16 protein-coding genes and 2 tRNA genes are annotated in these 13808 nt (G+C 29.1%); 9 read left to right on the top strand and 9 right to left on the bottom strand.

Annotated elements, in window-relative coordinates; translation table 4 throughout:
* The first annotated feature begins 159 nt into the window (after positions 1-159).
* The gene (locus NXS15_RS01015) at positions 160-879 is read left to right on the top strand and encodes an MAG0110 family membrane protein (protein ID WP_259290017.1); all 720 of its coding nucleotides are present in this window, start codon (positions 160-162) and stop codon (positions 877-879) included.
* 69 nt (positions 880-948) lie between these two features.
* On the opposite strand, the gene NXS15_RS01010 is transcribed toward NXS15_RS01015, so the two are convergent.
* Positions 949-1025: transfer RNA gene (locus tag NXS15_RS01010), tRNA-Arg, on the bottom strand.
* A 163-nt stretch (positions 1026-1188) separates the two neighbouring features.
* Between NXS15_RS01010 and lysS the strand changes: the two genes are divergently transcribed.
* Positions 1189-2658 (top strand): lysine--tRNA ligase, encoded by a 1470-nt coding sequence (lysS, locus tag NXS15_RS01005; RefSeq protein ID WP_259290016.1) that lies wholly within the window; start codon positions 1189-1191, stop codon positions 2656-2658.
* 57 nt (positions 2659-2715) lie between these two features.
* Here lysS and NXS15_RS01000 read toward each other — a convergent pair whose 3' ends face one another.
* The 5 genes from NXS15_RS01000 to NXS15_RS00980 form a co-directional block, all read right to left on the bottom strand.
* Positions 2716-3588: an ATP-binding protein gene (locus NXS15_RS01000; RefSeq protein WP_259290015.1), complete on the bottom strand. Its 873-nt coding sequence runs from the start codon at positions 3586-3588 to the stop codon at positions 2716-2718.
* Between the two features lie 3 nt (positions 3589-3591).
* The gene (locus tag NXS15_RS00995; protein ID WP_259290014.1) at positions 3592-4548 is read right to left on the bottom strand and encodes a DnaD domain protein; all 957 of its coding nucleotides are present in this window, start codon (positions 4546-4548) and stop codon (positions 3592-3594) included.
* A gap of 52 nt (positions 4549-4600) precedes the next feature.
* The gene (locus NXS15_RS00990) at positions 4601-5173 is read right to left on the bottom strand and encodes a dephospho-CoA kinase (RefSeq protein ID WP_259290013.1); all 573 of its coding nucleotides are present in this window, start codon (positions 5171-5173) and stop codon (positions 4601-4603) included.
* Positions 5167-5544, bottom strand: a complete 378-nt coding sequence (locus NXS15_RS00985; RefSeq protein ID WP_259290012.1) for a YigZ family protein — start codon at positions 5542-5544, stop codon at positions 5167-5169. The genes NXS15_RS00990 and NXS15_RS00985 overlap by 7 nt, the downstream gene beginning before the upstream one ends.
* A 69-nt stretch (positions 5545-5613) precedes the next feature.
* Positions 5614-5689 (bottom strand) — tRNA-His (locus NXS15_RS00980).
* A 190-nt stretch (positions 5690-5879) separates the two neighbouring features.
* Between NXS15_RS00980 and NXS15_RS00975 the strand changes: the two genes are divergently transcribed.
* The 4 genes from NXS15_RS00975 to fba all read left to right on the top strand — a co-directional run bounded on the left by NXS15_RS00975 (position 5880) and on the right by fba (position 8668).
* Positions 5880-6320, top strand: coding sequence for a hypothetical protein (locus NXS15_RS00975; protein WP_259290011.1), 441 nt, complete (start codon positions 5880-5882; stop codon positions 6318-6320).
* An 87-nt stretch (positions 6321-6407) separates the two neighbouring features.
* Positions 6408-7394, top strand: a complete 987-nt coding sequence (locus tag NXS15_RS00970; RefSeq protein ID WP_259290010.1) for a hypothetical protein — start codon at positions 6408-6410, stop codon at positions 7392-7394.
* 142 nt (positions 7395-7536) lie between these two features.
* Positions 7537-7800 (top strand): DNA-directed RNA polymerase subunit delta, encoded by a 264-nt coding sequence (gene rpoE / locus NXS15_RS00965; RefSeq protein ID WP_259290009.1) that lies wholly within the window; start codon positions 7537-7539, stop codon positions 7798-7800.
* A 1-nt stretch (position 7801) separates the two neighbouring features.
* The gene (gene fba / locus NXS15_RS00960) at positions 7802-8668 is read left to right on the top strand and encodes a class II fructose-1,6-bisphosphate aldolase (protein ID WP_259290008.1); all 867 of its coding nucleotides are present in this window, start codon (positions 7802-7804) and stop codon (positions 8666-8668) included.
* A gap of 27 nt (positions 8669-8695) precedes the next feature.
* Here fba and NXS15_RS00955 read toward each other — a convergent pair whose 3' ends face one another.
* Complete coding sequence (locus NXS15_RS00955; RefSeq protein WP_259290007.1) at positions 8696-9640, bottom strand: phosphatidate cytidylyltransferase; 945 nt, start codon at positions 9638-9640, stop codon at positions 8696-8698.
* A 187-nt stretch (positions 9641-9827) separates the two neighbouring features.
* Here NXS15_RS00955 and pyrH point away from each other — a divergent pair, with 187 nt between their 5' ends.
* From pyrH to NXS15_RS00940, 3 genes are read left to right on the top strand one after another with little or no spacing between them, the layout of a single operon-like run.
* Complete coding sequence (pyrH, locus tag NXS15_RS00950) at positions 9828-10544, top strand: UMP kinase (protein WP_259290006.1); 717 nt, start codon at positions 9828-9830, stop codon at positions 10542-10544.
* Positions 10544-11095: a ribosome recycling factor gene (gene frr, locus NXS15_RS00945; RefSeq protein WP_259290005.1), complete on the top strand. Its 552-nt coding sequence runs from the start codon at positions 10544-10546 to the stop codon at positions 11093-11095. The genes pyrH and frr overlap by 1 nt, the downstream gene beginning before the upstream one ends.
* Before the next feature lie 21 nt (positions 11096-11116).
* The gene (locus tag NXS15_RS00940) at positions 11117-11467 is read left to right on the top strand and encodes a hypothetical protein (RefSeq protein WP_259290004.1); all 351 of its coding nucleotides are present in this window, start codon (positions 11117-11119) and stop codon (positions 11465-11467) included.
* A gap of 23 nt (positions 11468-11490) precedes the next feature.
* On the opposite strand, the gene metG is transcribed toward NXS15_RS00940, so the two are convergent.
* The gene (gene metG / locus NXS15_RS00935) at positions 11491-13029 is read right to left on the bottom strand and encodes a methionine--tRNA ligase (RefSeq protein ID WP_259290003.1); all 1539 of its coding nucleotides are present in this window, start codon (positions 13027-13029) and stop codon (positions 11491-11493) included.
* An 8-nt stretch (positions 13030-13037) separates the two neighbouring features.
* Complete coding sequence (locus NXS15_RS00930) at positions 13038-13808, bottom strand: tRNA1(Val) (adenine(37)-N6)-methyltransferase (protein ID WP_259290002.1); 771 nt, start codon at positions 13806-13808, stop codon at positions 13038-13040.

The following is a 13808-nucleotide window of genomic DNA, read 5'->3' as shown; positions in this document are numbered from 1 at the left end:
TTTTTCTTTGGTTTTGTACTTAGTAATTTTCATAAATATCATTGTCATTTAAATCACAATAAAATATTATCAAAAAGGCTTTTTTTGTTTCTTATACTACGAGGACATTTTTGTTTCTTACATGACAATTTTTTTATTTTTATATGCTATAATTTTTTTATGAATATAAAAAACAATTTTAAAACTCGGGCAAGTGGCGGCAATAGAATTATCGCCGGTTCACTATTAACCTTTGCAATTGGCTTAATTTTTGCAATAATTGGTGCTATTACATTCACCACAACCGTTAAATACCTGCCCCAAAGCATCTTTTCATTTGCGTTTTTATTAACCGGATCAATAATTAATTTCATTTTAGTTATGGTAATAATGCTAGTTGGTCCAAAAATGAAAGCCTATGTTTTAGGTCCGCTGGCATCAATATCTATGTTCTTAGTCGGTTATTTTGTGCTTAGCTATGTATTTTATTTCTCTAAACCTTCTCAAGACCTTATTAAATTAATCGCTATATTCTTTATTCCAGCAGCAGCAATGTTATTGATGGGAGTATTGGCTTATTACAATTTAATTAAACTAAATAAACTTTTACCAATTTCAATGTTTGTTTTGGTAACCTTCATAATTTTAGTGATTGTGTCTTGATTTAGTTCAGGCAAATTAATTTTTACCCTTGTAAGTGCTTTTGGATTTTTATTAACAGTAATTTATATGGGAATAGATTGAATAATAATCATTAAATTTAATCATAATTATAAAAATTTATCTCCTGACGCACAATCAAATGCGGAATTAATCAAGTGAAGTATGTACTTCGGCTACAAATTAGCATGAGATTTCATTTATGCAGTGGTATATATATCAGAATTATTCAAAAACTAAAGTTGACAAAACCAACTTTAGTTTTTTATGCAAATAAATAGATTAATAATCAAAAAAAGTATAAAAAAATGGCGATCACGAGAGGATTCGAACCTCTGACAACAAGCTTAGAAGGCTTGTGCTCTATCCTGCTGAGCTACGCGACCATTAAAATAATTTTAATACTTTTTCCGAAAAAAATAAAAAAATAATTAAACTTTATTAAAATTTTGTTTTAAACGCTACTCATTAATTCATTTTTAAACTAAAAATTTATAAATTTTAGTAAAATTACTTTATCACTTTATTTATTTAAATTAGGAGGCGAAAGTGGAAAATAAATTTACAGAACAAGAACTTGTCCGTAGAAATAAGTTAGAACAATACAAAAAAGATAACATTGTCGCCTATAAGAAGGCCTATAACCTTGGTCAATTGAGTTATAGTGCAGATTTAATGGCTGAATTTGCACAATTTAGCAAAGAGGAATTACACGACAAAAAAATAATAAAATCAATCGCCGGAAGATTGATGGGTAAAAGAGGGCCTTTTTTAGTTATAAAAGATTTTAAAGGCACTATTCAATCATACTTCAATAAAAAAGAGAATACTGAATATGCTGATTTAGTTTCAACATTTGATATCGGAGATATCATTTGAGTACAAGGTGAAGTTATGAAAACTATGACTGATGCAGTTGTAGTCAAAGCTGATAAAATTGATATTTTATCTAAAGCCTTAAAACCTCTACCAGAAAAATACCACGGTTTAGTTGATGCGGAAGAAAGATATAGAAAAAGATATATTGATTTAATTGTCAATGATGATTCAAAGCAAAAATTCCTAAACAGAATAAAAATTACTCAATGAATTAAAGATTATTTCAATAATTTAGGTTATCTTGATGTTGAAACTCCATTCTTGCACGATTATATTTCAGGAGCAGCGGCAAAACCTTTTACCACTCACCATAATTCTTTAAATCAAGAATTTGTTTTGAGAATTGCTACTGAAATTCCGTTGAAAAAACTAGTTATTGGTGGCTTTGATCGTGTCTATGAATTAGGTAGAATTTTTAGAAACGAAGGTTATGATACAACACACAACCCTGAATTTACAACAATCGAGTTTTATGAAGCATATTCAAATGTTGAAGGAATGATGAATCGTACTGAAACACTATTTAAAGAAATATGTGCTAAATTAGGCAAAAGTGTATTCATCAATAACGGTGTTGAAATTGATTTATCACAACCTTTCAAAAGAATAAACATGGTTGATGCTGTCAATGAAAAAACAGGAAAAGACTTTAGAAATATTACCTTGGATGAAGCTGTTGCAGTAGCAAAAGAACATCAAGTAAAATTATCAAAATTCTTTACTGTTGGTCACATAATCAATGCTCTTTACGAAGAATTAGTAGAAGGCGAATTGATTCAGCCGACATTCGTTTATGGTCACCCAATTGAAGTTTCACCGCTATCTGCTGTCGGTGATGATCCAAGATTCACAGAAAGAGCAGAATTATTCATTAACACCAAAGAATACGCCAACATGTATACTGAGTTATCTGATCCAATTGATCAATTAGAAAGATTTAAAAAACAAATCGAAGAAAAAGCAGCAGGTAACGATGAAGCTAGCGACATTGATTGAGATTTTATCGACGCCCTTGAACACGCTATGCCGCCAACTGGTGGTTGTGGAATTGGAATCGATCGTTTAGTTATGTTATTTACTGAAACCAGTTCGATTAGAGATGTTTTATTATTCCCAACATTAAGAAGTATTAAAAAATAATTCCGGTTTAAGTCGGAATTATTTTTTTAATTATCTGTTTTAAATCATTAAATAAAGTTAAAAATTAATTTCAATAGTTGACTCTTGTATTTTTTGAATAAGAGTCAATGTTTTGTGTTTTTCATCTGCTAAAGTACGGTGGTTTTCGTAGTAATTTGACAATTGTTTTATTGATAAATTACTGAAAAATATAGATATTTTATTGGAAACAACACGTTTTGACAATATTTGCGAAATCACTTCAAATAGGAATCAAGAATTGGCCGATTCATTGCCCAACTCATCAAAAATTACGATATCAGCTCGCTCCAAAATGGATAAAATTTGCGCATTTTGGTTTTGTCCATCATTGAAACCTGATCTTAATTTTTTAAATAAGTCCTGTGTTTTAATATAGACCGTTGTGATGTTTGATATTGCAAACTCATTTGCTAACGCTTGAGCTAATTTCGAGCTATGCAAAACATCATTGTTAACCGCAAAGACACCTTTAAGAGAAATATTTTTGTGTTCAGCAAAGGTTTCTTTGATCATATTCATTCTTTTTTCCAATTCATCTTGTTTGCTGGAAATAAGACTGACTTGACCTAATCTTAAATCTTTATTAATATTAGAAATATCACTTAATCAAAGATTATTTTGGATATTCATCAACTCTGCAATTTTTTTGGTTGCGGGAACTTTTTTAAAAATTAATTTTTTTTCATCATCACGAAATATTTCATAACCAAAAAGACAATTATCAGGGTTTTCTAAATATTCTCTTAAATCCACAAACTTAACTAAATTATCTAAAAATTCTTCTTTTGTAACTTTATTTTGGTGCAAAACCACTTGTAATTTCAAAGAACTTCTAACTAAATTATCAACATGTTTTTTAAATTGATCATTATCAAAGACATATTTATCGATATCTAGATTTTTTGCCATATTTTACCCGTTATATACTTTTTCACCTTCATTTAATGATTCAATATATGATGCTTTGAAAAGATCTTTTTTAGTAACCAACATTTTTTTCTTTTCACGAATTAAAGTGTCGATGTATATCTCTAACGGTTCAAAATAAATTATATTTTTGTTAGCTAGATCTTTGATTATTTTTCTTACATAATTGTAATTAATGTAACCATTCATTTCGTTAGCATAATAAAAAATTAAATTAACACATTGGTCGTCAAAACCTATTTTATTAGCTTCATTAATTAAATCGATAATGTTTTTAGTAGGTATTTGACCTTGAATTTGACTGAAAAACGATACTGAACTAGTTTTTAAAATAGCTTCGTAAACGTTCGAATAGTTAAAGTTATTTAAATCCAATTTAACTTGGATATCATTTGCGGTTGTATCTGGGCGTTTTTGTTGTTCGTCATCTTGATCTTTGTTCAAGTTTAGGTCTAAAGTATCAATGTCAAACATTTCATCAAATCGTGTTGAAGCATCCTCAAGATATTCAACACGTAAAATACTTTTATTTTCTTTGCCTATGATTCGATTGTAATTATCAAAACCAATAATTTTTACCAATTTATTAGCTAGAAAAATATTTTGTTTTAAACCTTTGCTATCTAGGGGTTTTTCTACAATAAATAATGTTTTTCGTTTTAATTCATCAATATATGTTGATATTAAGGAAACAGATTCTAATAAAAATCTAGCTTCATTTAACTCTTTTAGATCCATTTTTAACATATAGGTTATGTTGTCGTAATCATGAAATCCTTCGCTATTGTTTTTCTCGATCGCTAAATCACGTAAATATTCATACAAAACAATTGCATTAGCACCTAAAATAGGTGCATAAAATTTACGAAGATTTTTCAAATCCTCGCCGCCAATAATCGATGGACTTTCAGCAATAAAATATGGATAAATATCTTTTTTCATATGATTTACCTTTCTAAAAAAATGCGCCTGATTCGGCATAGGTATAATCATTTTAGATTATTGTCTTAAGTAAATCGATATTTTTTTTATTTTGTGGAGTTGATGTAAAGTTGTCAGCATAGATATCCACAATCGTTATCTTACCAAAAAGTGCTTTTTTGGCTATTTTTGGGTCGTTTTTTGCATCTAATGCTTTAATCGTTAATTTATTCACACCGCGTTTTATTAAATTTTTTTGGCGATTTTTCTCATTTGTTGATAAGCATAAAATTAGAGAAAACAAAGGTAAAAAATTAATATTTTCATTATATAAAACAGGTATCTCTACAATCTCATAATTCCCATTTTTTAGCTCATCAAAAATAACAGGAAATACGACTTTTTCTAATATGTCTATATTAGTGTTATTTTCGTTTAATCACTCACGAATTTTGTTTTTTGAAACATGATCATTTTCTAATAAAAATTCACCGATTTTCAATTTAATTTCTTGATAAATTTTGCCTCTTTTTTTATATTCTTGTTCCACAAATTCATCAGCAAAGAAAATTTTTGAAGCTTCTAAGCCACAATTTTTTAGAAAAGTTGATTTGCCAACTCCGATTTTTCCGATTACAGCTATCATGATACATTCTCCTTTTTAAAATCATTGAGTGCTTGCGAAGCTGATTTTGTATATGCTTTGCCTAGACCACCAGCGCCTAGCTTGATGCCACCAAAATATCTAACCACAAAAATTACTAAATTTTGAGTACTTGTTTTTATAAGTAAATCCCTAATAGGTTTGCCGGCAGTTCCTTTTGGTTCGCCGTCATCATCAAAACCAGCATTTATTATCCCCTCATTCAAAAAAGAATATCCATAACATATGTGTGTTGCTTTTTTGAATTTTTTTCATAATTCTGCATTAATCGCTTTAACTTCTTCTTTTGAATTAATAGGTAAACAAACACTATAAAACTTTGATTTTTTTATTTCATGCTCAAGAAACTTCATATTAAATATTATAAATTATGAACCGAGATGTTGTCAAATACTAATAAGTCAAAAAAAGTATAAAAAAAATGGGGCGAATGACGGGATTCAAACCCGCGCATGACGGGACCACAACCCGCTGTGTTAATCGCTTCACCACATTCGCCATATTTGCATAAGAATTATAAACAAAAAACACAAAGACAAAAGAAAAAAATAAGACTTTATTTTTGAAAAGTGCTGAGTCAATTTCAGTATTTTTTCAGTCTTTTTATATATAAAAATCAAAAATTAATAATTAATATTTGGTATAATTCAAACATTAAATTAAAAATAAAATACAGAAAGGAAATAATATGAGCTCATTAAAATTATTTAAATTTTTTATTTCTGAAGACAAAAGTAAAGATTCTGAAAAATTCAATCTTGAAATCGCCCAAACAGGAGAAAAAACTGGGTTTTCTAACCTTGATGATTTAACTTCAACTGTCGAAGAATTATCTCTTGGTAACGAACAAGAATCAAGAATCTGGGTTGTAAAAAACAAAAAATTCGTCGGAAGTTTATCTTTAAATGAATTTAAAGATGTTTTAGCAAAAGTTAAAAAAGAAAATGTTGAAGCAGGTAATGCTCTTTCATACATCATCGAAAACAAATTATTACACGATGATCACGAATTAGTATTTCTAGATCCAAGATGAAAAAATGTTTCATTGCTATTCATAGTTGCGATCGTTTTATTCATTATTGTTCTAGCGTTAACAACAAAAATTTATTTAGATTTACCAACTAATTAATTATTTACAAGGCGCCAAAAAATATTAATTATTGAAATTTAAATTAAGTAAAGCATTTAGAGCGTTACACACAGTTATTTACTCATAATGAATAATGGAAAGGATGAAATGACAAACAAAAAACCAAAATTAAACAGATTTTATTTGTCTGAAAAATACGATGAAGTTGATGGTAAAAGAGTAATTTCTTTCAACCTTAAAAGAGCAAAAATAGCAAAATTGCAAAACTTCAAAACCTTCAAAGAAGGTGTTGACGAATTTAATAGAGTTGCTTTCGAATTAGAAGGAAACTCAAGAGTTTGATTCCACCAAAACGGAGCTTTTAGAGGTTCTGCTACTCCACAAAGAACAGCACAAATTCTAGAAGTTATTAACCAATCGCAAGTTAAAGATGAAGACGTAATTGAATTCATTAATAAAGAACAACTTGTTGATGTTGCTCCTAAAACTAAAAAGAATAAAAGAGAAGTTTCAGTTGATCAAGAACCAACTCAAATTATTGATTTAGATGAAACTGAAGAAATACTAACTGAAGACAGCACAGAAGAAGTTGTTGTTGAAGAAGAAAAAAACCCTGAAACAGAAGATGCATGCGAATGTGAAAGCGAAATGTGTGGAAAAGTTAGCGAATTAGATCAAATAGCTAGCGGCTTTGAACTATACGTTGAAAACCCAGAAGAAAAATTTGCAAAAGATGTTCAGTTACAAGAAGTTAAAAATAGATTTAAATATAATTTAGTTGTTACTTCAATCGAATGACAAGATGAAAATGTCTTGGCTAAATATGTAGTTCGTGATAAAGAAAACGATAGAGAATCGAGAGAATTTTCACAATTATTAACTGGCTTTAAAAAACCAGTAGTTGAAGAAGAACAAGTTGCTCAATTAGAAACTAAAAAAGAAGAATTAACTGCTCTGCCACAGCGTAAAATTCACAGACATTTAGTTGAAAGAACTGAATGATCTAAACTAATTTACTGAATTTTAGGAATTATCATTGTAATTTCAGTGATTATGATTATACTTCTAAGTTTACACATTGCAGGTCTATTCTCAATTCCTTGATTCTTATAATTAATTATTTAAATTGCAGCTAAACTGCAATTTTAAATAATTAAAATTTAAAAATTAATCTTATATTCTATATTGTGTTTTATTGAATATAAAATTGATAATATAATTAACATTATAAAATAAAAAACTATTGGAGGTCTTTATGAAAACAATGTTAGATGTTGTATCAGAAATAGCATTCAACGAATGCAAAAATGGTAACTTTGTTGAATACAATTTTTTATTCGATAAAGTTGAAGCAGAACTAAAAACTAAGTGAGAAATTTTAGCTTCTGAAAGTGGTAAAGATTATAGTGTCATAAGAGTAAATAAACTAGGTGAATTGTACCGTTTATTAACTGTTGATTCAAACTTTATTAGAAACTCAAAGGGACAATGGTCAATCAGACCTGGCTTCACAATTTAATATGTCAAATTTAGTAAATTCAAAGGAAATGATACTGAAAGCTTACGCCAATCAATATTCTATTCCGCACATCAATATCAATAATACTGAATGAACAAAAAGTACTCTTTTAGCAGCCCAAGAAATGCAATCACCAATAATTTTAGGAGTTAGTGAATCTGCAATCAAATATATTGGTGGATATCACAGTGTTGTTGGGATGGTGAAAGGCTTATTGCGCGACTTAAATATAACCGTCCCCGTTTCGCTTCATTTAGACCATGGAACAAAAGAAGGTTGTTTAAAAGCAATTGATGCTGGTTTTACTTCAGTGATGTTTGATGGTTCAGCTTTAGACTTAGAAAAAAACTTAGCATATACAAAAGAAGTTGTTGAATATGCGAAAAAATTTGATGTAACTGTCGAAGCTGAAGTGGGAACAATCGGTGGTGAAGAAGATGGAGTTATCAGTAACGGTGAATTAACCAATATTGATGAGGCAAAAAGAATTACTGAATTAGGTATTGATATGTTAGCAGCCGGTATCGGTAATGTTCATGGTAAATACCCTTCGAATTGAACTGGTTTAAATTTCAATTTATTACAAGATTTAAAAAATATTTGTAATATACCTTTGGTTTTACACGGTGGATCTGGAATACCATTCGAGCAAACTAAACGCGCTATATCGTTAGGAATAGCCAAAATCAATGTCAATACTGAACTTCAGATAGTTTTTCATAAAGCAGTCAGAGATTTTATTAAGTCAGATAAAGATTTAATAGCTAAAAATTTTGACGTCCGTAAATTTCTTTTAGATGGAATTAACGCTATTCGAAATAAAGTTAAAGAAATTATTATTGACTTCGGTTCACAAAACAAAGCATAAAAAACCACTTTTTAACAAGTGGTTTTTTTATGCTAATTTAACATTGGTAAATAAAATTAATACAAAACTTAAAACAGTTATAAAGCAAATACTATCAAGTCTGTCTAAAATACCACCGTGACCACGTAATATCTTAGAATAATCTTTAATACCGTTAGAGCGTTTGATGAATGAAAAATACAAATCACCAACCACTGCAAAAAGTGGAGCGAGAATAGCAAAAATAATTTTTAAATAATTATTTTCAAACAAATCTAATGAGTAGACAAGAATAAAGGTTGCGATTACGCCACTGATTACACCGCCAATAAAACCTTCTCACGATTTATTGGGCGAAATAGTCGGTGTGAATGGTTTTTTGATAAATTTGCGACCGAATGAAACACCAAAAATAAAACTAAATGTATCAGTAACTGCAGCAATTAAACTAATACTAAATCAATATTTTCATTGACCAGAAATTACAATAAATAAATGGAAAACTTTTGAAAATATAGCCAATAAATATAGAGTCACAAAGGCTATTAATGCACGAATAATAACTTGAGAAAAATGAGAATAAACACGAGTAAATGAATCAATCAATAACAAACAAACTGATAACACTAAACAAACAATTATTGTAAATGGATCGAGCGCAATAATGCGCGTATATTCAACTAATAATTCGGGCTTAAACAACGCTTGCGCAGTGGCAGGATTTAGTCATCTTAGAGTTATTTCTTGAACGGGAATAAACGCCAATGATAACCCAATGAGTGATAGTGTTACTACTCAATACCATTTTATCCGTTGCGATTTAAAAAATTCATAGACTAAAATTGCAGTAATAATCGCTATAAAAACAAACGAAAAAACTCTGGACACATAATATTGTGCCGAGAAAATAGATAAAGGAATTAAACTGCCTAATAAAAATATAGCCAGCAAAATACCTGGAATAATTCTTTCGTAAACTGTTTTTTTATTCATAAGTACCTAAATTGTATTTTAAATTATACTATCTTTATTATTATCTTACTCAATTAAACCAATTGCCCAAGAATTTAGCGATTTTTATTGCCGTTTTACCTTGAATTAGTTCGTAAATTTAAGTTTTAATGTTGATTTTTAATTAAACATTTATAATATTAATAATTATTAGTAGGAGATCAATCAGATGAAATATAAAAGAATACTGGTTAAACTTTCTGGCGAAGGTCTAGCCAATAAATCTAAATCGTTGGCAATTGACTATGAATTAGTTGAAAACATTGCCAATCAATTAAAACAAATAGTTGAAAAAGGGATTCAAGTTAGTGTTGTTATCGGTGGTGGAAACTTTTGAAGAGGTGCAAGTGCCGAAAAAAATGGTATACCACGAAACCGTGCAGACTACATAGGAATGATTGCAACAATTATGAATGCGTTAGCATTACAAAGCGGTTTTGAAGAAGCTGGTTTAAAAGCTAGAGTTCAATCTTCGCTAAATATTGACCAAAGAGTGGCAGAATATTACATCAACGAAAAAGCAATCAAATATCTTGAAAATGGCGAAGTTGTTATTTTTGGAGGTGGAACAGGTAGACCTTATTTCACAACTGACACAGCAGCAACATTATGCGCTTCTGAAATAGGTGCAGATGTTATTTTGATGGGTAAAAACGGAGTAAAAGGGATTTATGAATCTGATCCTAAAATTAATCCGGATGCTAAAAAGTTTGATGTCATAACTTATGACGAAATTTTAGATCGTAAATTACAAGTTATGGACCTTACAGCTACATCAATGGCAAGAGACAACAACATTGGCTTAATCGTGTTTGACATTCAAGAAAAAAATGCTATTTTAAGAGCAATTGAAGGAACTATAGAAAGAACAGAGGTAACAAAATAATGGAATTAGAAATGTATCAAATGACCCTAGAAGAAGGTGCAACAAAAGCTATTCATCACTATGAATTCGAATTATCAAAAATATCGACCGGAAGAGCTAACCCGCAATTAATTAAAGGAATTAAAGTTGATTACTATGGAACTCCTACTCCACTTGAAGAACTAGCAACAATTTCAGTTCCTGAGGCAGCGCAGTTATTAATAAAGCCTTTTGACGTGTCTTCTGTTAAGGAAATCGAAAAAGCAATATTACACGCTAATTTAGGTGTAACACCAGTCAATGAAGGACACCAAGTTAGATTGACTTTCCCAGCATTAACCACTGAAAGAAGAAAAGAGTTGGTTAAGAGTTTAGCTAAATTTACTGAACAAGCAAAAGTAGGTGTAAGAAACACTCGTCAAGAAGTAATGAAAGCAATCAAAGCTGATGAAGAATTAAGTGAAGATGAACAAAAACGCTTTCAAGATCTTATTCAAAAAGATGTAGATGCTAAAATTGAATTAATCAACAAAATCACTGCACAAAAAGAAAAAGAATTAACCAATTTATAGTGTGTTTGACACACTTTTATTATGAAATTAAATAAATATACTTTTTATACATTGTTTATTATTTCGGTAATTCTTTTTCTGTCATCTTTTGCTATATTTATCGGTCTTTCAGTAGCAGGAAACGTATTGAAAAAAGCTCAACCCAAACTGGGTTATGGATTACTAATTGCAATTGTAGTTTGTGTTATTTTATCAATCATTTTACACATGATTTCAATACCTTTTGCAATAAAATACTATAAATATCGTTTCTTCGAGTTGAATGATAATCGTTTAATATTATTCAATATATTTTATGTCCTAGTGGCAATGTTTGTAGTCGGTAAATGAACTTACGAAAAAGAGCAATTAACTAATTCTGAAAATGATTAAAAAATAGACACCTGTGTGTCTATTTATTTTAATCTGGCAAAAAACATGAATTTATCAGCTAATTTAATGTTGTCAAATTTAGTAAAATCGTGTAAATTCTCTTTACTAAATTCATCAATTTTTAAAGCTTGTGCAACTTCTTTAATTTTGTTTGGCATTGTGACTTGTAAAGCTCATGATAAAGAATAAATACCATTTAACAATCTATTTAATATTAAATTTAGTTTATCTAAATTATCTGTTAATTTTCAAGGTGTTGTTTCGTCTATGTATTTATTCAATTTTGAAGAAAGTTCAACTATTTTTTTGTGTGCTTTATCAATTTTAAAATTATCCATCAAAGAGCTAAATTCATAATCAAAACCAATTATTTCATCTTCTATTTGTTTGTGAATTTGTTCGTTTGAATGTTTATATACTGTTCCGCTTGTAAATGAATTTGAAATCATTTTTAATGTTCTTGAAACTAAATTACCATAATTATTTATTAAATCAGCGTTAATTGTTTCTTTCAATTTTTCTTCGCTAAAATTACCGTCTTCACCAAAAATAATTTGACTTGCAAAGTAATATTTTATCATTTCGGGATGGTAATTTTGGTAAAGATAATCCGGCTCAATCGCATTGCCTAATGATTTAGACATCTTGCGTCCGTCTTTATCACGCAACAAACCGTGACTAACAATGTGTGATGGTTGTTTGATATTTATTGCTTTCAAAAACATTGGTCAATAAATAAAGTGGAATCTAGATATTTCTTTACCTAAAATATGAATAATTTCATCACCTTTTTCTCAATATTTAACAAAATCAGCACCTGGATTTTCTAAATCAAAATTCAATGCAGTTACATAATTAAACAAAGCATCTAATCAAACATACAATGTGTGTTTATTGTCTTCATTAATTGGAATGGCTCATTCAACATTAGTTCTTGTTACCGAAAGATCTTCTAAACCTTCGCTAACAAAATTGCTTTGAATTTCATTTAATGTTTTCTCAGGCATTAAAAATTTACTATTTTTAGCAACATAATCGCTTCATCACTCTTGCATTGCTGAAATTTTAAAAAAGTAACTTTCTTCAGCCATTTTTGTTAACTCGTGTTTAGAAGTTGGATGATAGAATTTTCCGTCAATTTCTAAGGCTTGAGCCTTAGTTAAAAATTCCTCATCTTCAATTGAATATAAACCTTCGTATTTATCTTTGTAAATAAAGCCGTTTTTTAAAAATCAACTAAATACTTTTTTAACTGTTGCTTCATGTTGCGGAGATGTTGTGCGTGAAAAATAGTCAATTTCAATATTTCATTTTTTTCAGGTTTCTATATAACTTTTAACTAAATCATCAACAAATTCTTTAGGTTTTTGATTATTTTTCAATGCTTTGTTTTGAATTTTTTGCCCGTGTTCATCACTACCAGTTAAAAATTTAACATCATAACCCATTATCTTTTTGTAATTAGCAAGGGTTCTTGCCATAATTGTTGAATATAAATGCCCAATATGTAAAGGCCCTGATGCGTAATAAATCGGTGTTGTAATATAGCAAGTTTTTTTCATTTTACTCCTTAAACCTTGATTGGTTTGTATAGATCTTTAATATTTTGTAAATATTCATGTTTGTTTTTATTATTGTTATCATGCAGATATAAATTAGGTAAAAAATGTAACCCTCATCCCGATTGATATCTAGCTTCAATTAAAACTAACTTTGGTTTATCATCCACGCGCGGAATAATCATTTGTATACGCTTAGGTTCAAATTTAAATTGACGCATATATTCGAAGCAATCAACCATGCGCTCTACAGGAATAACCATTGTTAAATAGCCTTTTTGTTCGATAATTTTGGAACTACCCTCAATTATTTGTTTTAAGTTTAATTTAACTTCGTGAGTTGCAATTAGCATCTCTTCATTGATATTTTTTGTTAGTTTTGTGTTCTCTATTGTATAAAATGGTGGATTAACAACAATTGACTGATATTTTTTTGCACTACTTTTCATATGCTCTTTGTAAAAAACGTTAAAGTCAATATTGATAACACTAATTTGATCGGTTTTATTATTCATCGCAATGTTTTGAATAGCTAATTCAGCTGCTTTTTCCTGAATTTCAATTGCATCAATGTGTAAATCTTTATGTCTATCGCTAATAAAAATTGATAAAGCACCGTTATTTGTTCCAATTTCAAGCATGTTTGTTATTCTTTTGTTTAAAAAGACAAAATTACCCAATAAAATCGTGTCCACTGAATAATTAAACATGTCTTTATCTTGAAAAACATATAAATCAGAATCAAAACCAAGTGAATTTTTAACAAGATTTCTATTTTTCAT

This window comes from Mycoplasma sp. CSL7475-4 (assembly GCF_024834065.1).
In the GTDB taxonomy this organism is placed as follows: Bacteria; Bacillota_I; Bacilli_A; order Mycoplasmatales; family Metamycoplasmataceae; genus Mycoplasmopsis.
Note: the sequence above shows the minus strand (reverse complement) of the source record. Positions and strands in the feature narration are given on the sequence as shown.